The organism is Thermoanaerobaculia bacterium, from assembly GCA_018057705.1.
Lineage (GTDB): Bacteria > Acidobacteriota > Thermoanaerobaculia > Multivoradales > JAGPDF01 > JAGPDF01.
The window spans coordinates 35,237-56,843 of the sequence record JAGPDF010000009.1; the positions used below are offsets into that span (position 1 = coordinate 35,237).

Sequence of the window (21,607 nt, forward strand, 5' to 3'; positions counted from 1 at the left end):
GATTTGCCGGAGAGCCGACGATGACCCTGACCGCCCGACGATTGCAGGCGTTGACGATGCTGCTGCTGGGAGTCGCTTGCGTGACACAGGCTCGCGCCGCCGTGACCGACGTCACGCAGACTTTCGTTCTCCAGCCGGGATGGAACTCGGTCTTCCTCGAGGTGCGGCCGGAGCCGAACGACACCGAGTCGGTCTTCGGCGGGCTACCGCTCGCCAGCGCCTGGACCTGGAATCCGGCCGGTCCCAAGGTCGAATTCATCGACGATCCGACGGAACAGATGGTGCCGAGCCAACAGTGGCTGGGATACTTCCCGCGACCGCGGCCGGAGTCGATCCTGACCAATCTCTTCGCTGTGCAGGCCAATCGCGCCTATCTCTTGAAGATCGACGGCAACGTGCCGGTGACCTGGACGGTGACCGGCACGCCGGAGGTCCAGAGCTACCGCTGGGCACCCGACAGCTTCAATCTGGTCGGCTTTCCGGTCGATCCGCAGCAGCAGCCAACCTTCGGCCAGTTTCTCGCGCCGTCGCCGGCGCACACCGGGCAGCCGATCTACCGCCTGGTCGCCGGGCAGTGGCAGGAGGTGACCAACCCTTTCAGTACCGCGATTCGCTCGGGCGAGGCCTACTGGGTTTACTCGAAGGGGCCGTCGGACTACAGCGGCCCCATCGCCATCGACCTCGAATCGGGCAAGACCGTCGATTTCGGTGGGGGGCGGGACAAATCGCGCCTGCGGCTGCGAAACCTCACCACGGCTCCGGTTTCGATCTCGCTTCGTCAGGTTCCGGGGTCGGCTCCCATCCCGCTGGCGATCTCCCTGTTCGATGAGGATTCGGGAGAGTTTGCCTGGCCGACGCTGCCCTCGAACTACGGACAGCCCGTTTTGCCGGAGGGGGAATGGCTGCTCGATCTCGCGCCCCGGCGAGCGGGCTTTACCGCGCCGGAGGTGGGCACGGTGATCGAGATCCGGGACGGCTTCGGCTTCCGGCGCCTGCTCGCGGTGACGGCCCGATCGACTTTCGCTCCGCCGGCGTTTCAAGCCCTTCGCGCGCAGGCCGGTGGCAACACCGCGCTGGCCATGACCGGCCCTGTGATCCATCCGTTCGCCGGTCTCTGGGTGGGAAGAGTGGCGGTGGTGCTCGTCAGCCAGGCGCAGACCGGCTCGGAGATTCCGACTCCGACCGGCGCGCCGTTCACCTACCGCCTGATGATTCACGTCGACTCGAACGGTACCGCGCGCCTCCTGAAGGAGGTCATTCAGCTCTGGAAAGATGGGACTCGTATACCCGATCCTGAGAACCCAGGACTCTTCCTGATCGACGAGCCGGGACATTTCGTGCTGCTGACGGACGACAGTCTCATCCAGAACTACAGCGGCGCAGTCCTCCGCGACGGTGAGCCGGTAGGCTATCGCGTGAGCACGACCGCCTACGACTTCGAGCCGCAATCGCTGGTCATGTCGGGTTCCTTCTCGCCCACGGGCACCCTGGAGGCGTCGATCACTCTCGACGCCGAGGCGCCGACCAATCCGTTCCGGCACAAGTACCACCCGGACCACAACAACCGCAACGAGCTCTACACGCTGTTTCTCGAGGAGGCCTATCCGGTGTCGCGGGAGATGACCTTCACCTTTTCCCCCACCGACCCCGGCGGCGGTTCCGACGCGAGCTACGGATCGAACCTGCTCGGCGGCAGCTACCGGGAACGCCTCGGTGGCCTGCATCGCAACGACATCGTCGTGGAGGGGCTGTTCCTCCTCAGTCGCATCTCGGCCTCTCCGGACCTGAACCAGTGAAGGGTCATCGAGAAAAGTCGGTCAAAATTTCGTGGATTGGCATCTGGAGGCTGGGCTCATGACTGTTGCGAACCGTTCCCGCGCACTCGTCGCAAGGCTCGCTTGCGCTCTCGCGATGGCCGCATCGGCTCCTGAAGTCTTCGCGCTCTGGCCCGCCAGCGGCGGCGGCCCCTTGAACGACTCGGCTTTCGCGACCGTGACCGACCAGAGCGGCAACATCTACGTCGCCGGCGAGTTCCGCGGTGTCGCCAATTTCGGGGGGACGGACTACTCGGCGGAGGGGCTGTCGGACCTCTTCGTGGCCAAGTACTCTCCGGACGGAGCGTTGATCTACGTGCGCACCGCCGGTGGCCCCTCGGTCGACCGCGCCACGGCGCTCGCCGTGGACGCCGCCCAGAACGTCTACCTGACCGGCTACTTCACGACCTCGGCGGGGTTCAAGAACCTGCCGTCGAGCGGCGTCGCCACGGTCAACCTCCCGGACCCCGGCAATGACGAGGATTTCGATCGGCACGAGTGGTTCATCGCGCGCCTGGCGCCCAACGGGGATTGGTCCTGGGCGCGCCAGATCGGTGGCCCAGGACAGGACGAGGGCTACGGCATCGCGATCGCGCCGGGCGTCGAGGATCCGAACAATCCGATCGCCGACGGCGTGATCGCCGTCGGTCGCACGAGCTGTGCGCACCTCTTCGAAAGCGACGGCGACATCTCTCCCATCGGCTCGCTCTCCTGCGGCAGATCCTCCGGTGTCGCGGTGCGGCTCGACACGGCGGGCAACTGGGTCTGGGCCCTCGAGGCCGGACAGGCCAACGCCAGCGAATGGCTGACCGGCGTCGCGATCGACGCCAACGGCCTGGTCTACGTCTCGGGTCTCTACCAGGAGACGACGAGCATCGCCACCGGGCCGCCGACCGCCCTGCCGTTCACCGGCGTCGCCGCCGGCGGGACGCTCGAGTTCTGGCAGAAGCGCGACTTCGAGAGCGCCGGCACCTGCTGGGACTCCGGCGTGCTCGAGTACAGCAGCGATGCGGTGAACTGGTACGACATCCTCTCCGGCGAGGGCGACAACGATCCGTCCACGTCGACGGGCAATCCGGCGCGGTTCACGGCCAACGGCTACAACGGCGCCACTGTGCCCAGCGGCAATCCACTCAGCGGCCGTCAGGCCTGGTGCCACCCGAACGGCGGCTATCTCAAGACGACCGTCAATCTCGCCGACTTCTCCAGCCAGAGCGTGCGTTTCCGCTGGCGCTTCGGTTCCGACGCCAGCGTCGGACACATCGGCTGGAAGATCGATGACGTGAAGATTCTCGACGGCGGCTCGAACGTTCTGTTTGCGGACGACATCGAGTCCGGTCCCGGCAAGTGGTCGGTCTCTTCGCCGACGCCTACCTCATCCCCCTGGGCGACGTCCACGGGCGATCCTCACGCGGGCTCGACTTCCTGGTTCCTGCCCGACCCGCCGCTGGTTTCCGACCATCGCCTGCAGATGCTGAATGCGGTGGCGTTGCCGGAGGGCAAACCCTCCTACTTCGTCGCCAAGATCGGTGGCACCGAGGTCAATTCCCCGTTCTGGCAGTGGGCGACTCCGATGGGGCAGGGGATCTCGATCGGCGGCATCGCTGTCAACGACGCCGGCAAGCTCTTCGTCGCCGGAACGTCGGAGAACGCTCCGTCGACTTTCGGGGGCCAATCGCTCGCCACCAACGGCGCCTTTCTCGCGCGCCTGCAGGACAACGGCGGCAGCTTCACCTGGGACTGGGTGCGTGGCGCGACGGGAGGACAGGGCAGGGCGGTGGCGGTGGCCGCGGACGGCGATGCCTTCCTGTTCGGTCAGTACGCGTCGAACACCACGACATTCGACCCGGTTCAGACCCTTGCGGAAGACGACACCTCGACCACCGGTCCGGTGACCCTCCCGACGTTCGGCGGAGCCCGGGATCTCTTCGTGGCGCGGATCGCCTCCGCCGGCTCGAAGTGGCGTTGGGTGCAGACCGCCCATCCGGCAGGAGGCACCGAGACGGCCAGCGGCATCGCCGCGGGGACCAACGATCAGCTCTACGTCGTGGGCGACTTCGACGACGAGACGACCTTCGGCGAGGTGATCCTCGCGCCGCAGGGCGGCAGTGATGTCTTCATCGCCAACCTCGGGGCCCGGACCGGTGAGTGGTTCGAGGTCGACTTCCAGAACTGGATCGTCGGCCAGGAGGTTTTGCCGCCCGCCGGTGTCGGTTGTCTGACCGATCCGGTGGCAGCGATCCCCGACATCGTCATCGCCGGCGGCGGGCAGGCGCTGCAGAACTACTTCTACTGGAGTCCACCCGGAAGCCATCCTGGAGACGGCAACGGACATCTCTATGCCGTGCAGCCGGTCGACGCGGAGATCAAGTGGAAGGTAACCTGCACGCTCACCGATTCGGCAAGGATCATCCAGACCGGGCGGAGCTCGTGGCCGCGCCACTCGGGTAGCGGTGAGCTGTTCTACTGTGGCGACGCCGTGGTGCCGCCTGCCGTGGCCCCGGGCTCCTGCATCCAGGCCCATATCGCGGGGGCTCCGGTCGAGATCGAACCGGCGGGCAGCGGCATCGCCTACGCGGCCCAGGTGACGCTCTCCCTTCCCGAGCGCAGCACCGATGCCACGGTGACGGTCGGCGGCGAGTTCCAGTCGCGCTTCACGGCGACCGTGCCGGGATACAGCGTGATTCTGTACACCGGCTTCCCGCCGTCGCGGGATCTCCAGTCCCACCCGCCGATCATCCAGATCATCCGATCGCTGCCGTACGACACCGGAATCTCCGTCAACGGATCGCCGGTCTTCACCGACGCCGTGTCCTGCAGGATCGGGGAGGAGATCTTCGAGCCGACGCATGCGGACCATGGCGGCAAGAACGGCTTCGTCGTCTTCGATCGCGCCTACTTCGACGGCGACGGGCCGGACCGTGCCTACGACCGCGCCACCCGGCTCGGCCAGATCGTGCCGGTGAACCAGGTGCCGGTCGACTCGAACGGCCTGGATCTGATGGCCGTGGCCTGGTACCAGAAGGACGCCCGGGACGTCGCCTGGCCGGCGAGGTCCAAGCGCTACGACTGCCGCTGGCCGGCGAACCCGGACAAGATCATCATCGCCAGCGAGCTGGGCTCCGAAGTCCTCGGACAGACGCCGCTCAATCCGCTGGTTTTCACCGGCATGCGGATCTACAACCAGCCGAATCGGGCGAAGTCGGGGTTCAATCCGAACGACGAGCACGCGATCTTCGCGCCGGCCAATTCGTCGAGCGGTTTCAATGCCCTGTACGCCATCCGAAGCGACTTCTCCGAGGTCGAGCGCAACAAGACCTCGAAGCCCTACAGCATCCTCAAGTACATCCGGCCCGACAACGGGAAGTGGGCCTATCGCATCTACCAGGTGGCGGCGACGGGCGCCGGCTACGAGTCGTTCCAGTATCCGGGAACGGCCGGCAACGCAGTCTTCGCGCCCTATCCGGTTCGCCTGCTCGGCAACTGCCCTCAGAACGAAGCGACAGGCACCCCGGCGTTCAAGGACTACAAGAACCAGGTCTGGGCGAAGTCTGCCGGCACCATGATCGGCGAGTACTGGTATCCCCTGCAGCCGGTCTTCTACTACGACCGCGACGCCAACGGGGCCGCCGACACACAGACGCCCGACTGCGTCTCCTGGCTCGGCGGGATTGCCGACGATCCGGTGGATGTGACCTACAACATCGTCTGGCCGACGAACGCTCCGGTCCTGCTGGTGGGCGAGACGCTCCTGGGCTCGAAGCGCGGACTGCCCGAGATCGCCGCGCAGGCGGCGGTCGAGATCGTGTTCGACGAGAAGCAGCAGCGGACGCTGGACAACCTCGAGTACGACCCGACCAAGTCACTCGTCCGCCTCATCGATCCGCTCGAGCAGCGCTTCGTCTATCTGAATGCCATTCCGGACAGCGTAGCGACGGATATCGATCCGGCCACCGGCAAGCTCATTCCGTACGCAAACTCCGAAGGCACGATCCAGCTGCCGGCGACGATCGTGGACCGGATCTCCTACGACCCGCTCAACCGAAAGCTCATCTTCGAGGGCATCCTCGACGAGAGCGGCGCGGGCGATCCGTTCCTGCTCCTGAACGTCCTGACCGAGACCGAGCGCCAGCGCCTGAAGCAGATCGACGGCGGCGACGGGACGGAACAGGCCGATTACGACAACGGCTGCGACGCGCTGAGCGTCAACTGCACCTGGGATCAGGCGATCGAGAGCCTCTATCGGCTCTCCCGCAATCCGAAGCGTCTCGACTTCGATCTCGACGAGGAGCGGTGCCACCTCGAGCTCGAAATCGACCCGACGACGTCCCTGCCGGTCTTCCGGCTCGTCTGTGCCTTCGAGCGCGACGGCGAGCCCGACAACGGTCTCCTGCTGGGGCTTCAGGACGAGGACGACGATGGCGTTCCCGAGCCGCTCCAGGTCGTCGGCTTCACTCCGGCGCTCACCGCCGGGTTCGCGCAGGGTACCGGCTACGTGACGCTGGCGTTCAACAACGACATCACGCTCAGTCCGCTGCCGGTGAGTCTGAACGTCATCCGCGTCGAGTGTCTGCAGATTCCGCCCGACATCGAGAGCACCTATCAGGGTCAGATCAACGTGCTGCCGCCGGCCAACCTCTTTGCCGAGTCGCTGACCCTGCGCCACAGCGGCGACTTCGCCGGCAACGTCGACGGCATCGAGTTCGAATGGTTCATCCATCCCGACGAGGGGGGGTTGCCGCCGTCGCCGCTGCCGGACCCCGACAACGGGCAACTCCACGGCTGGCTGCAGTTCACCAGCATTCCGAACCCGGTGGGGGCGATCGACATCACAATCGAGGGCGCCAACATCCAGACTCTCTCGGACAACTGGATCGTGGCCCGCTACCGCTATGTCGAGCCGCCGATGGATGCCGGCCCCGACCTCATCGACGGCACGAGCGACGACGCCGCGCTCTGCGGCGGCACCTGGAGCGTTTTCGCCGGCCAGCCCGGCGGGACGGCTCTCGATCCGCGCGCCCAGCTCGCCGAGGGCTGGATCAAGCGGGTCGTGCGCGCACTGAATCCGTTCGAGGCGCGGGTGCAGGACTTCCACGCCGCGGAGACCAACACCTACTCGAGCATGCTCTATCAGTTGGGCGAGCGCTACGAGGGGGACATCGCCTTCAATCCGGACGCCGGAAACCTCAACAGCATCGGGCTGATCGAGGCCTATACGACGGTGCTGAACCGCGGCAAGAACCTGTCGATCGACGGCACGCCGCCGATCGACTACGCGCCCGCGAACCAAGCGCTGCTCCTCGTCGCGGCGCGGATCGCCGACTTCTACACTCTGCTCGGCAACGAGGCCTACGCCGACGCCCAGGATCCGATGATCGGGTTCGGCACCGGCAGCGGCATCTACGGCACGCTGGCACCGACGATCTTCGCCTTCCAGAACCAGCTCGATTCGTTGCTCGCGGAAGAGCTCGCCCTGCTGCGCGGACGAGACAATACGAACACGAACACCTCGGCACGGCCGGTCTACAACCGGCTCTACTGGAACTTCACCTCGGGCGACGGCGAGTTCGCCTACGCCCTGGCCTACAACATCACCGACCAGGATCTCGACGGCAACTTGAACGAGTTCGACGCGCGGATTCTCTACCCTCAGGGCCATGGCGACGCCTGGGGGCACTATCTGACGGCGATGACCACTTACTACGGCCTGCTGCGCCATCCGTTCTACACCTGGCTACCGCGGCCGGAGGCGGTGAGCGTCGCCGGAGTTCCGATCCAGGTCGACTTCCTCGACGAGCGCAAGTTCGCCCGGGCGGCGGCGATGAAGGCGCGTGCCGGCGCCGAGATCGTCAACCTCACCTATCGCTCGAGCTACGTCGAAGATCCGGCGGGGCAGTGGCAGGGCTACAAGGACACCGATCCCGATCGTGCCTGGGGCCTCTCCGAATGGTCCAAGCGCGCCGGGCAGGGGGCCTACTTCGACTGGGTGGTCGGCAATGCGATCCTGCCCGCCGAGGATCCGGATCCGGCACATGTCGGCATCCAGAAGGTGGATCGCAAGACGGTCAAGGAGCTGGCCGAGATTCTCACCCAGGCGCAGAGCATTCAGTTGAAGGTGGACGAGGCCGATCGCGGGTTGAATCCTCTCGGGCTCGCCAAGGGCGTGGTGCCGTTCGACATCGATCCGACCTTCCTCGACGTCGGATCGAACGTCCAGGGCCAGACCCACTTCGAGCAGGTATTCAAACGGGCCGAGAAGGCGTTCGGCAATGCCGTCTCGACCTTCAATCATGCCAACCTCCTCACCGAGCTCATCCGGCGCACACAGGACTCGTCGGACTCGATCTACTCGAACAACTACGATCAGGAGATCGACTACAAGAACCGGTTGATCGAGATCTACGGTTACCCGTACGACGCCGACATCGGACCGGGGGGCACCTATCCGACGAACTACGACGGGCCCGACATTTATCACTACATGTACGTGGACCAGTCGGACCTGACCGGCTCTCCGGGCGCCGAGGCGCAGGTCTTCACCGTGGCCTTCCCGTCCCTCCCGGCGGGCATCGGCTTCTTCGACTTCGACCCCAGCGACGAGGACGAAGAGGCGGAATGCACCTTCGCCGTGGACTCGGACGACTGTTCGCTCGCTTCCGAGCCCGCGACGACGATGAATGTGTCGTTCAGCTACGCCGTGCCGAATCGGTCGAACGCGACAGCTGGCGCCCCGGACGTCGCCGACTCCTTCTTCCTGGTCAAGCCCCCCGATTGGGGAAGCTCGCAGCGGCGCGCTCCGGGGAACCTCCAGGGCAAGCTATCGGACCTGCTGCTGGCGATGAACAGCTACCAGCAGGCGATCGGCGAGTACGACAATCTGATCGCCGACATCCAGGACGCGATCGACCTGCTCGAGACGCAGTACGACGTCAAGGCCGAGGAGATCAACATCAAGAACGGCGCCCGCGGCGAGCTGCAGGCCCTCACGGCCCTCGTCGAGACCTTCAAGTCGGCGAATATCGTGCTGCGCCGGATCGCGGACACCACCGAGAAGGCGTTCAAGACCAGCTCGAAGTGCATTCCGGACAGCTTCGTCGCCGGCTTGGCGGCCGGCGGCGATATCTTCTCCGGCGCAGACTGCGCCATCGCCGGAGTGGGTGGCGTCGTCGCCATCGGGCTCAACATCGGCGCCGACGCGCTCGAGATCGTGCAGAACGCGATGGATGCTGCCAAGGAGGACGTCGAGCAGCAGGCGTCGATCGAGGTCGATATCCTGGGCGCCAACTTCGAGATCCTCCAGGCCTCGAAGGAGCTCGAGAAGCTGATCCGCGACGAGCCGTTGAAGCGACTCGCGGCCTTCGCCGTACGCGAGCAGGTCGATGCCGCGCGTGGCAACTACCAGATCGAGCTCGCGAACGGCCAACGCACGATCTCCGAGATGATTCAGTTCCGCAAGAACTCGGCGGCCGACATCCAGAGCTACCGCTACCGCGACATGGCGTTCCGCATCTTCCGCAACGACGCATTGCAGAAGTACCGGGCGCAGTTCGATCTCGCGGCGCGCTATGCGTACCTCGCGGCGACCGCCTACGACTACGAGACCAACCTGCTCGGCGCGGACAACGCTTCGGGCCGGGAGTTCCTCACCCAGATCGTCCGTGAACGGAGCCTCGGTCAGATCATCGACGGAGTACCGGTGCCCGGTTCGCGCGGCCTCGCCGGGCCGATGGGGCAGATGGCGCAGAACTTCGACGTGCTGAAGAGCCAGTTGGGCTTCAACAACCCGCAGATCGAGACCAACCGGTTCTCGCTCCGACGGGAGGCCTTCCGCCTGCTCGAAGATTCGGACGAAGAGTGGGCCGACAAGCTCGAGAACGAGTTCCGGGTCGACGATCTCTGGCAGATCCCGGAGTTCCGGCGCTTCTGCAAGCCGTTCGCGCCGGAGAGCGCCGGACCGCAGCCGGGCTTGGTCATTCCGTTCGAGACCACGGTCACCTTCGGTCTCAACTTCTTCGGCTGGCCGCTGGGTCCGGGGGACAGCGCCTACGACCCGTCGCACTTCAGCACCCGGATCCGGCAGGTCGGCAGCTGGTTCACCAACTACAGCGGGCTGCCGCTCTCGAATACGCCGCGGGTCTACGTGGTGCCGGTCGGCGCCGACGTCCTGCGGTCGCCGAGCGACGATCTCTTCGCCACCCGCGAGTGGCGGGTCGTCGATCAGGTGATTCCGGTGCCGTTCCCGCTGGGCGCGAACGACCTCGACAATCCGACCTGGATTCCTTCCAACGACACGCTCTCCGACAGCTTCGCGAAGATCCGCCGGGTAGGGGCCTTCCGTGCGTACCACACGGACGGCATTGCTCCGGTGAATCCCGCCGAGCTCTCGACCGACAGCAGGCTCATCGGCCGGTCGGTCTGGAACAGCCAGTGGCTGATGATCATTCCGGGCGGCACGCTGCTCAACGATCCGGAGACCGGCCTCGACACCTTCATCCACGGCCAACTCGTTCCCGGCGGTACCGGCGAGCGGGACGGCAACGGCGTGAAGGACATTCAGCTCTTCTTCTCTACCTATGCGTACACGGGAAACTGAGGACGCCATGCGAACCGTCAACCGCTCACGTGCAGGCCGTCTCCTCCTGCTCCCCCTGACAGCGTCCCTGCTGCTGTCGGGAACGGCGTCCGCCAGGCTCCCGGAGCCGAACCATGTCTTCTACGGCACGGCGCTGCGCAACGGCGTCGCCCTTACGGAGGGCGCCGTGGCGGTCAGGCTCGAAGCGAGCCCCGTCGACCTGGCGTCGTACGTCCTGGGCTCGGACCCGAAGGTCGGGGACCGCTACGTCCTGCGCGTGCCGATCGACGCGGTCGACCCGCGCGAACCGGGCATGGCCCGGCCCGGCGACGCCGTGCAGTTCTTCGTCGACGGGGTGCCGGCAGGATCGGCGACCGTGGGCGAGCGCGGCGAGGTGCAGATGCTCGACGTCGATCCGGCCGAGGGTGGACTTCCGACCCTGTCGATCGGCGACATCTCCCTCTACGAGGGCAACGCCGGGACGACCGCCTTCAACTTCACGGTGACCCTGTCGGCGGCGATCGGCGCCGACGTGACCTTCAACTGGGGTACCGCGGTGGGCACCGCGACCTCGGGAATCGACTACGTCGGCGTCCCGGCGACGACGGTCGGGACCGTACAGGCCGGCAATACCACCGCCGTACTCACGGTCACCGTCAACGGCGAGACCTTCCAGGAGGACAACGAGACCTTCCTCGTCAACCTGTCGAACGTCAGCGCCAATGCGACGATCTTCGATGGCCAGGCGGTCGGTACCATCCTCGACGACGACCGGCCGCCGGCGATCTCGATCGCCGACGTCCAGGTGCTCGAGGGCGACGCCGGGAACGTCGCGGCCGTCTTTCAGCTCACCACGACCCGGCCGATCGCGCAGGCGGTGACAGTCAACTTCGCGACCGCGAACAACACCGCGACGACGGCCAACAACGACTACCAGAGCGCGGTCGGGGTCGCGACCTTCCTGCCCAACACGACCGCCACGACGGTCACGGTGCAGGTGGTCGGCGACAACGTCAACGAGGAGGACGAGAGCTTCTTCGTCAATCTCTCCGGTGCGAGCGTCAACGCGACGATCGCCGACAGCCAGGCGGGCGGCACGATCTACGACGACGACGGTTTCCTGACCTTCATCGAAGCCGAGAGCCTCGCCCTGATCGAAGCGCTCTACGGCGTCTCCGGTCTCGCGGTGAGCCCCGACGGCGCGCATCTCTACGCCACCGGCCAGTTCGACGACGCGATCTCGGTCTTTTCGCGCAACTCGACGAACGGCGCGCTGACCTTCGTCGAGGTGCTGCGCGACGGCGACGTCCAGGGTGCGGCGACCATCGACGGTCTCGACGGCGCGGAGTCGGTCGCGGTCTCCCCGGACGGAGCGCACGTCTACACCGCGGGCTTCAACGACGGCGCGGTCGCGGTCTTCGCCCGCACGCCGGCGACCGGCCAGCTGACCTATGTCGAGACCCACAAGGACCTCTCCCTCGGCGGCACGGCCTCCGGCCTGCTCGGCGCGTCGTCGATCGCGATGAGCGCCGACGGCGGATCGCTCTACGTCGCGAGCTTCACCAGCGACGCCGTGGCGCACTTCCAGCGCGACACGGTGGTGGCGAGCCCGACCTACGGCGCCCTCACCTTCCAGACCGCCGTCATCGACAACGCGCCGGGCGTGAACGGCCTCGACGGCGCCACGTCCGTCCGGCTGTCTCCGAACGGCGATCACCTCTATGTCGCGAGCTCGGTGGAGAAGGCCATCGCGGTCTTCAGCCGCGACGGCGGCACCGGCGCCTTGACCTGGGTGGAGGCCAAGTTCGACGGCCAGGGAGGCGCCAACGGTCTGGACGGTGTCAACGGACTCGCGCTCTCGGTGGACGGCCAGAACCTCTACGCCACCGGCGCCGCCGAGGATGCCTTGGCGGTCTTCGGGCGCGACGACTCGACGGGGGCTCTCACCTTCCGCAACATGCTCGTCGACGGCGTGGACGGCATCGACGGCCTCGATGGCGTGTCGAGCGTGCAGGTCTCCTTCGACGGCCGTTATGTCTTCGCCGGCGGTTATCTCGACGATTCCCTGGACGTCTTCGGCCGCGACGCGGCGACCGGCGACCTCACCCTCCTCGAACGGCACCGCAACGGCTTCAGCGGCGAGACGGGTCTCGCGCGGGTGATCGAGCTCGCGGTCAGCGCCGACGACCAGCACATCTACGGCGCCGGTCAGAACGACGACGCGATCGCGGTCTTCATGCGCGACGCCATCGCGCCGCTCGGACCGAGCTCGCTCGGCAGCCCGAGCCACACCGTGAGCCTGTTCTCGAACGATCCGACGGTGGATATCGCGTGGTCGGGAGCGGTGGACAACCCGGGCGGCAGCGGCCTCGCCGGGTACTCGATCGTTTTCGACAACCTGGCGCTGACCAATCCGGACGGCACGATCGAGGTGCCGCAGACCGCGGCATCGGCCTACGGCGCGACCAGCCCGCCGTTGCCGGACGGAACCTCCTTCTGGTTCCATCTGCGCGCCTGCGACCTCGCCGGGAACTGCTCGCTGACCCAGCATCTCGGGCCGTTCTTCATCGACTCGACGGCACCCGGGAATCCGGCCGCGGTCCTCTCCACGAGCCATGCGCTGGATCCGGTTCTGAACACCGACCGGACGATCGACATGTCCTGGTCGGCGGCGAGCGATAACCTGAGCCTGGTGGACGGCTACTCGTTCTTCTTCGACAACAGCGCCTCCGGAACCTGTGACCCGGTGAAGGACGTGGAAGAGACGACGCTCTCGACGACCAGCGCGACGTTCGACGACGGCACCTGGTACTTCCATCTCTGCACCCGGGACAACGCCGGCAACTGGAGCGTTGCGGCGCATGCCGGCCCCTACATCATCGAAGCGGCGCCGCCGCGGGTGGTCGCGGTCGAGACCGTGGCCGACACCGCCGATGGCCTGCTCTCCGCCGGCGAGACGCTGGTGACGCCGATCACCCAGATCGTCGTCACCTTCAGCGAGCCGGTGGCGGACCCGTTGGGCGACAGCGATCCGGACGACGTCACCAATCCGGCGAACTTCCAGCTCATCCGGCCCGGCGTCGACGGCACCTTCCAGACCACGAGCTGCGTGGCGGTGGGCGGCGACGACGTGAAGAGCCAGCCGGGCTCGGTGGTCTATCTCGAGGCCAGCCGCACGGCGATCGCGAACTACGACAGCAACGTCTCGCTGCCGGCGTCGCCCTACCGGCTCCTCGTCTGCGGTTCGACCTCGATCGTCGACGACAACGCCGGCAACGCGCTCGACGGCGACAGCAACGGGACCGGAGGCGACGACCTGGTCCTGCCGTTCGAAGTTTTGTCGTCGGATCTCCTGCGCAATCCGAACTTCGACAGCTCGATCAATCTCTGGAGCACCCTGCCGGCGACCCCCGGGGTCGTCCGGTTCGATGCCGAGGACAGCGACGCCTGGGCGGTTTCGGGCTCGGTGCTGATGGAGTTCGTGGCCGGCACTCCGGTCTACGGCGTCTCGCAGTGCGTCCCGGTCGTGGACACCTCCGACTACGTGTTCGGCGGGCTCGTCCTCACCGTCAGCCCCTCGGCCGTCGATCCGGAGACGTTCGGCCAGGTGCAGTACTTCGGCTCGACGAACTGCACCACGACGGTTCTCGGCAGCGAGGTTTTCGGCGGGATCGTGGCCGGTGACACCGCCGGTCTCTGGACGGAGCTGCCGGAGTCGATCCACACGCCGCCGGCCGGCGCCCGGTCGGCCTACGTCTCGTTCCTCGCCGACGCCGGCGCGGCGCCCTCCTTCGCCACCAGCTTCGACACGCTCTACTTCCGGGTCGAGGTCGGTTCGCTGTTCGCGGACGGTTTCGAGTCGGGCGATTCGACCCTGTGGTCGGCGACGGTTCCGTAAGGGGGAACAGGGGAGGAGTGGAGGAGCTCCGGGCCGGAAAGGCCGGAGCTCCCCGCACGGTGGCCTTCGGGTTTCTCGATCTCGGCGAGGGCGGCGCGCAGCGCCTGACCCTCGCGACCTGCGGTGCTTTGCGCCGCGATCTTTTTCGGCCGGTGATCCTCTGCGCCCGCGGTGACGGTTCGCTGGTCGATGCCGCGCTCGCTCTCGGACTGCCGCTGCGGGCGCTCGGCAGGCTCCGGCGCCCGTTCGACTTTTCGGCGCTGGCGCTGCTCGCCGAGGAGTTGCGGTCGCTCCGGACCGACATCCTGCACGTGCCGCTCTACAGCCGGGCAAGCCCCTATCTTCGCCTCGCCGCCCGTCTCGCCGGGGTTCCCCTGGTGGTCGCCCACGACTGGTCGGTACCCCGTCCGCTCTCCCGGGTGCGGCGCGGAGTGGACCGGCTCCTGCGGCGGAAGACCCGCTTCATCGCCGCTTCGCGGGCGCAAGAGCGCGAGCTGCTGCGAACGGGCGTGCCTGCGGCGGCGATCGCCGTGGTGCATGCCGGGATCGAGGTCGAGCGTTTCGAAGCCGGCGACCGGCGCGCCGTGCGCTCCGCCCTGGGGCTCGAGGCGGAGTGCCCGGTGGCGCTCGTGCCGGCGCGTCTCGCGGCGGCCAAAGGGCATGACGACCTGATCTCGGCACTGCCCGGCGTCCTTTCGCGCGAACCCCGACTGATCGTGCTCTTCGCGGGCGACGGGCCGCTCGCCGGCGCGCTCGCCGACCGGCTCCGGAGCGAAGGGCTGGCAGGCAGCGTGCGTCTCCTCGGACACTCGGAGGCGATGCCCGATCTCTACGCCGCGGCCGACTTCGTCGTCCTGCCGTCGCGCGTCGAGGGGTTGCCCTCGGTCTTGCTCGAGGCCTATGCGGCCCGCCGGGCCGTCGTGGCGACAGCAGCCGGCGGCGTGCCGGAAGCGCTCACCGACGGCTGCGAAGGCCGTCTCGTGCCGGTGGGGGAGATCGCCGCGCTCTCCGCCGCGGTCGCCGGGCTCGCCGCCGATCCCGAGCGGCGGGCGGCGATGGCGGAGCGCGGCCGCGCGCGAGTCGAACGCGACTTCCGGCTGGCCGGCGCGACGCGGCGCCTCGAAGCGGCCTACGAGCTCTGGTTGTCCTCCGCCCCTCGGCAGCTCGACCGCGCGTGCTGAGCCGCAAGATCCTGCACGTCCGCAGCAGCCGCAGCCTGGCCGGTCCCGAGCGCCATCTGCTCGAGCTTTTGCCGGGCCTCGGCGCCCACGGCTTCGCGACCGAGGTGGCGCTGCTCTATCGCCGCCAGCCCGGCGACCCGGAAGAGCATCCGCTGCTCGCACGGCTGGCGGAAGCGGGGATTGCGGGATCCCAGATCCCCGATCCCGGGCGGATGGGTCTCGCGGCGCGGCGCGCGCTCGGCGCGCGATTGCGGCGCGGCGATCTGGCGGCGCTGCACGGACACGATCCGAAATCGGACTGGGTGATCGGCGGCGCGGTGCGCGCCTCCGGCCGGGATCTCCCCGGCGGCCCGATCCGCCGCCTGGCGACGCTCCACCTCTACACGCGCGCGACGCTGGCGCTGCGCCTCCATCGCCGAATCGACCTGCGGCTCCTGCGGAGCTTCGACGGAGTCATCGCGGTGACGGCGGGGCTCGCGGCCGAGCTCGAGCAGAGCGTCGAGCGGCGGGCTGTCGCCGGCGGCAGGCGCCGGGTCGCCCGGCGCGTGATCCCCAACGGCATCGACGCCGCGGACCTTCGTGCCCGCTCCGCAGCCGATCTGCCCGCGGTGCGCGCCGCGCTCGCCGCGAGGAGCGACCAGCAGGGCGAAGGCCGCGCACCGCTGCTCATCGCGGGCGGGCGCCTCACCCGCCAGAAGGGTCTCGATCTCCTGCTGGAGGCGCTGCCGGCGGCCGTCGCCCGGCACCCGGGCCTCGTCCTGTGGATCGCGGGGGAGGGGCCGGAGCGGCCGGCGCTCGCCGCCCAGGCCGCCCGGCTGGGCCTGGCGAGCCGGGTGCGTTTCCTCGGCGAGCGCGGCGATCTCGCCGCCCTTTTCTCCGCCGCCGACGCCTTCGTGTTGCCGTCGCGCAGCGAAGGCTCGCCGTACGTTCTGCTCGAGGCCATGGCTCTGGGGCTGCCGGTCGTCGCCGCCGCGGTCGGCGGCGTCACCACGATGCTCGCCGACGGTGACCGCGGCCTTCTGGTGCGCGCCGGCGAACCGCGAGAGCTTGCCGGCGCCCTCCTGCGGCTGCTGGAGAACCCGGACGACGCGCGACGCCAGGCGGAGGCCGCGCGCCAGGCGATCGCCGGCCCGCTCTCGGCCGCCTGCATGGTGGAGGCGACCGCCGCTTTTTACGCCGAGGTCCTGGGTTGAGGAGCCGCGGTTGCGCGTCGTAATGATCGATCCGGGGGCCTTCACGCCGTTCTACGACGACGCCCTCTGTCGCGGGCTCGCCGCCGAGGGCTGCGATGTCGAGCTGGTCACGGCGCCGTTCGCCTACCACCCCTGGCCGGCAGCGAGAGGGTATTCGCGCCGCGAGGTGTTCGCCGGTGGCGCCGGCGGCGCCGGCGCGGGGCGCGCGGGACTGCGCCTCTACCGGCGCCTGCGGCGGGCGATCACCTACCCGCTGGCCTGGCGAAGACTCGCCGCCGAGCTCGCCCGGCGCCCGCCGGAGGTCGTTCATCTGCAGTGGTCGCTCCTGCCGGCGGTGGAGCGCCGCGCCCTGCAGCAGCTGCGCGCCGCCGGTGTGCGGGTGGTGCAGACGGTGCACAACGCCCGGCCGCACGGCGGTGAGCCGAAGCCGCTTCCGGCCGGAGGCCGGTTGCGCAGCGAGGCCGATGCGCTGGTCCTGCTGTCGGAGGCGGGGCGCGCGGAGCTCGTCGCGGACCGGCCGGAGCTCGCATCGCGGATGCGGCTCCTCCGGGTGATCCCGCCGGGTATCGGAGAGGGGGATGTCGGCGATGAGGGCGGTACCGGCAGGATGGGCGGGATGGGCAGGATGGGCGGGGGGGAGGGCCTCGACCGTGCCGCCGCCCGCCGCCGGTTGGGGCTCGAGGTGGATTCACCCCTGGCGCTCTTCCTCGGCCTCATCCGGCCCTACAAGGGGGTCGACCTCCTGCTGGAGGCCTTCGCCACCACCCTCCGTGACCTGCCTGCGGCCCGGCTCGTCGTCGCCGGCCTGCCGCGCCCTTCGTTTCGTCCCTACGCGCGCCAGATCGACCGTCTCGGGCTGGGCGAGCGCGTGCGGACCGATTTGCGCTACCTTCCGCAGTCGGTGATGCACGACTATCTCGCAGCGGCCGATCTCGTGGTCTTGCCCTATCGCGACGCTTCGCAGAGCGCCGTGCTCGGCGCGGCGCTCGCCGCCGGCCGGCCGGTCGTCGCCAGCGCGACCGGCGGACTCCCGGAGATGCTCACCGAAGGCGCCACGGAGATGCTCGTTCCGGCGGGCGATGTCGTGGCGCTCGCGGGCGCCATGACGCGCCTGCTCACCGACCGCGAGCGCGCCGGGGAGCTCGGCCGCCGCGCCGGCAACTCGGCGCGACGGCGTTTTTCCTGGTCGCGGTCGGCGGCCGCCACCGCGGCGCTCTATCGCGAGCTCTCGCGGCCGGCCTCCGGCCACTCCGGAACGGAACCGGCATGACGACCGCGCCGGGGGAGGCGAGCGGGAGTCCGGAGCCGCCCTTCGTGACCGTCGTCATTCCCGTGCGCAACGAGGCGAGGTCGATCGCCGAATGCCTCCGTGCCGTGGGGGCGCAGGACTATCCGCCAGAGCGCTTCGAGGTCTTCGTCGTCGACGGTGGCTCGCACGACGGCTCGCGCGAGATCGTGGAACGCACGGCCGGCGCCGACGCGCGCTTCCGCCGTCTCGACAATCCCGGAGGGCTGGTGCCGGCGGCGCTGAACCGCGGCCTCCGCGCCGCGCGCGGCGACATCTTCCTGCGCATCGACGCCCACACGATCGTGGCCCCCGACTACGTGCGGCGCTGCGTCGAACGGCTGCTCGCCTCCGGCGCCGAGAATGTGGGTGGGCCGATGTCTCCCCAGGGGAGAACTCTGCTCGGCGAGGGCATCGCCGCGGCGATGCACTGTCGCTTCGGCGTCGGCCCGGCCCGCTTTCGCTATGCCCGCGAGGTCGAGGAGGTCGACACGGTCTACCTCGGCGCCTTTCCCCGGCGGCTGTTCGACCGCATCGGGGAGTTCAACGAGGCGATGGTGCGCAACCAGGACTACGAAATGAACTACCGGATCCGCCGCGCCGGCGGACGGATTCTGGTCGACCCGGCGATCCGCTCGACCTACCTCGTGCGGCCGGACCTGCCGTCGCTCTGGCGCCAGTTCGGCAGTTACGGCTACTGGAAGGCGCAGATGCTGCGTCGTCATCCGCGGTCGCTGCGTCCGCGCCAACTGGCGGCGCCGGCGCTCGTCGCCGCGCTGGGGATCGGGGGGCTCGCGAGTCTCGCGAGCCTGTTCTCGACGTTCTTGCCGGCCTCCGGACGCTGGCTCTTCGTGGCCGTCGCCGCGCTCTATCTCGCGGCGAGTCTCGGCGTCTCCTGCGCCGTCGCGGCGCGCCGCGGCCTGCGGGCGGCGCTCGCGCTGCCTGCCGTCTTCGCGACGATGCATCTTGCCTGGGGCGGAGGATTCTGGATCGGGGCGCTCTTTCCGCCACGGGCATCGGAGCCCACTGCGCCGTCAGGGGCTCCGGCGCCGTCGGAGCCAGCGGCGAAGCCGCCACTCCCTGCGATACCCGGGTCGGGGCGAGGTTCGACGTGAGTCCGTTCGCCCGGCCGTCCGGGCTCGACCGCGCCGTCGAGCTTCTGGCCTGTGCCGCCCTGGCGGTGGCGTTGCTCTTCCAGAATCCCTACGGCGAGCTCGGACCCGAGGCCGACCGCTTCCTGATGCTGCAGATCCTGGCGCTCCTCGCTCTCGTCCTCGCAGCGGTTGCGCCTCTCGCGCGGGCCGGCGCTGTTGCGCGATCCCTGCGCGACCTCGCGGCCTCTCCCCTGGCGCGCTGGGGGCTCGCGCTGGGCGGCACGGCGGTCGTCGCCACGGTGGCCGCGGTCGACCCGCTGCGCAGCCTCTTCGGAGCCCCGCCGCGGCTCTTCGGGCTCGCGAGCGAGCTCGCGCTGCTCGCTCTCTTCGGCGTGCTGGCGCCGCGTCTGCGGGCGGCCGAAGCGCGGGGGCGATGGGAGACCGCAGGGCTCGCCGCGACCGGCGCGATGGTCGCCTACGCCCTGGTGCAGTGGGCCGGTCTCGATCCGTTGCGCTGGCAGGTCGATTGGCAGGGACGGCCGACTGCCGCCCAGGGCAACCCGCTCTTTCTCGCGCAGGCGCTGGTCTTTCTGATCCCGGTCGCCGCCGGGCGGGCGGTCACCCGGTGGCGCGCGGGGCAGAGCGTCGCCGCCCTGGCGGCGTCGGGGCTGGCGCTCGCTGCCGTCGCGGTGGCGCTGCGGACGGCGGCACGCGGTCCGCTGCTCGGCCTCGCCGTCGCGGCCATCGTCTTCGCCGCCCTGGCCGGGCTTTCGAGCTCTCGCGGTGCCGCGCGCCGGGCCGGCGCGGCGCTCGCCGGGTTGCTGGTCGCTGCCGTTGTCGCCGGCTCCTGGTTCGCCTGGCAGGGGGCCGAGCGGCTGACCGGAACGGCCGGCCAGCGCCTGCTGCTCTGGGGCTCGGTGGTCCGGCTCTTCGAGGCCAGCCCGTCGCCGCGGCTCGTCGTCGGCTTCGGTCCCGAGTCGCTGGCGATCGTGCTGCCGCCCCACCTTCCCCCGGAGCTCCCGGAGCGCGTCTGGCGCCCCGACCTCTACCATGACCGGGCCCACAACGCGGTGCTCGACGCCCTCGCCACGGGCGGAATCCTGCGCCTCGCCGCGGGCCTGGGGCTGGCGTTCGTCGCCGGCCTTACCGTCTTGCGGCTCGCCGGGGTGCGCCGCGGCAACCTGGCCCAGCACAGCGATCGCCCTGGAGCCGCCGGGGTCGGCGAGCGGTGGCGATTCGTCGCCTTGGCCGCCGCCCTCGGCGGCCAGGCGGTGGCGGCGCAGTTCGGAGTCGCGACGGCGGCGACCGCGACCCTGTTCTGGCTGAGCCTCGCGTTGCTCGCCGGCGCGGCGGCGTCGTCCGCGGAGCCGGACCTCTCTCCCGCGGAGGGCGGTGCGAAGCCCGCCGCCGTCGGCAAGCGCGCCGCCGAAGAGCTGCGGCGCGGCGCGCGCCGCGCGGTCCGGTGGCGTTGGACGGTCGCCGCCGGGATGCTGGCCCTGGTCGCCTTCGGCGCCTGGGTGCCGGCGCAGCGGGAGGGGGATGCGATGGGGGGGCGCGTCCTGCTGCTCCTGCTGCTCGCTGCGGGGGGCATCGGTCTCGCCTTCGCGAGCGCCGGGTCCACTCCGGGAGACGCTCCGGAGCGGCAGCGGTCCCGCGCGGTGCCGGTCTCGGTCGTGGCCTCGGTGCGGGCGGCGTCGGGGCCGGCGAAGGCCGGGGCGGCGACGGTGGTGATGGGGGCGCTCGCCAGCCTGGCTCTGGTGCAGCTGCCGCAGATGGCGAGCGGCGTCGCTCTCAAGCAGGGTCGCACCGCCCTCGAGGCGGGGCGCCCCGACCTCGCCGTTGCGATCCTGGCACGCGCCGAGCGGCTCTTTCCCGCCTTCGAGGATCCCTCGATCGCGCTGGCGCGCGCCGAGCAGCGGCTTGCCGAACGCGCTGCCACGACGGGCGACGCTGTCGGACGCGAGGCCGGCTTCGGCCGCGCCGCCGCGACCCTGGCCGAGGCCCGGCGGCGGCATCCCGGCTTGTCGCAACTGGCGCTCGAAGAGGCCCATCTGGCCGCGCGTCGCGCCGACGGCGCGGCGTCTGGGCAGGAGCAGGCGGCGCTCTTCGAGAGCGCCGTCGCCTCCTATCGCGAGGTCCTGGCGAGCGATCCGCAGAGCTCGACCGTCCACCGCGGGCTCGGAGCGGCTCTCCTCGCTCTCGGGCGACTGGAGGAGGCGGGGCGCGAGCTCGAGACGAGCGTGCGGCTCGCCCCACGGTCGCTCGAGTCCTGGCTTCTCCTCGGGCGCCTGCGTCTTTCCGCCGGTGACGAGCGTGCTGCGCGCGAGGCCTTCCAGGCGGCGCGGGAGCTCGACGCGGTGCGGTCACGCCGGCTGCTCGAGGGCCTGGTGCGGGCGCGCCCCGCGGACCCTTCGGCGCTGCGCGATCTGGCGCTGTTCGAGATCGTCGAAGGCCGGCGCAAGGCGGCGATCGCCGCAATCGAGCGCGCCATGGCGCTCACCCTGCCGCAGGACCTGCCGCCGCTCGTGCGCCTGACCGGCCTCGCTGCGGCGTTGCCGTAGGCTCGGGAG

Annotated in this window: 8 protein-coding genes; all 8 read left to right on the forward strand. The window is 69.5% G+C overall.

Annotated features, from left to right (window positions below):
- Positions 1-20 precede the first annotated feature (20 nt).
- The 8 genes from KBI44_04510 to KBI44_04545 are packed head-to-tail and all read left to right on the forward strand — an operon-like array spanning position 21 to position 21,598.
- Positions 21-1,796, forward strand: coding sequence for a hypothetical protein (locus KBI44_04510; protein ID MBP9143727.1), 1,776 nt, complete (start codon positions 21-23; stop codon positions 1,794-1,796).
- A gap of 58 nt (positions 1,797-1,854) precedes the next feature.
- Positions 1,855-10,407, forward strand: a complete 8,553-nt coding sequence (locus KBI44_04515; protein ID MBP9143728.1) for a hypothetical protein — start codon at positions 1,855-1,857, stop codon at positions 10,405-10,407.
- 7 nt (positions 10,408-10,414) lie between these two features.
- A complete protein-coding gene (locus KBI44_04520) occupies positions 10,415-14,284 on the forward strand; it encodes a beta-propeller fold lactonase family protein (GenBank protein ID MBP9143729.1) in 3,870 nt (1,289 codons plus the stop codon).
- A gap of 59 nt (positions 14,285-14,343) precedes the next feature.
- Positions 14,344-15,465 (forward strand): glycosyltransferase, encoded by a 1,122-nt coding sequence (locus tag KBI44_04525; GenBank protein MBP9143730.1) that lies wholly within the window; start codon positions 14,344-14,346, stop codon positions 15,463-15,465.
- Positions 15,459-16,658 (forward strand): glycosyltransferase, encoded by a 1,200-nt coding sequence (locus KBI44_04530; protein MBP9143731.1) that lies wholly within the window; start codon positions 15,459-15,461, stop codon positions 16,656-16,658. Before KBI44_04525 ends, KBI44_04530 begins: the two co-directional genes overlap by 7 nt.
- Positions 16,659-16,668: 10 nt before the next feature.
- Positions 16,669-17,928 carry a glycosyltransferase family 4 protein gene (locus KBI44_04535; GenBank protein MBP9143732.1) on the forward strand — a complete coding sequence of 420 codons (1,260 nt, stop codon included), beginning with the start codon at positions 16,669-16,671 and terminating at the stop codon, positions 17,926-17,928.
- Positions 17,925-19,058, forward strand: coding sequence for a glycosyltransferase family 2 protein (locus tag KBI44_04540; protein MBP9143733.1), 1,134 nt, complete (start codon positions 17,925-17,927; stop codon positions 19,056-19,058). Before KBI44_04535 ends, KBI44_04540 begins: the two co-directional genes overlap by 4 nt.
- On the forward strand, positions 19,055-21,598 hold the full coding sequence (locus KBI44_04545; GenBank protein ID MBP9143734.1) for an O-antigen ligase family protein: 2,544 nt from the start codon (positions 19,055-19,057) through the stop codon (positions 21,596-21,598). The genes KBI44_04540 and KBI44_04545 overlap by 4 nt, the downstream gene beginning before the upstream one ends.
- Positions 21,599-21,607: the final 9 nt, after the last annotated feature.

Coding starts and splice junctions, on each gene's coding strand:
- KBI44_04510 (MBP9143727.1), top strand. CDS start 21: ATGACCCTGACCGCCCGACGATTGCAGGCGTTGACGATGCTGCTGCTG.
- KBI44_04515 (MBP9143728.1), top strand. CDS start 1,855: ATGACTGTTGCGAACCGTTCCCGCGCACTCGTCGCAAGGCTCGCTTGC.
- KBI44_04520 (MBP9143729.1), top strand. CDS start 10,415: ATGCGAACCGTCAACCGCTCACGTGCAGGCCGTCTCCTCCTGCTCCCC.
- KBI44_04540 (MBP9143733.1), top strand. CDS start 17,925: ATGACGACCGCGCCGGGGGAGGCGAGCGGGAGTCCGGAGCCGCCCTTC.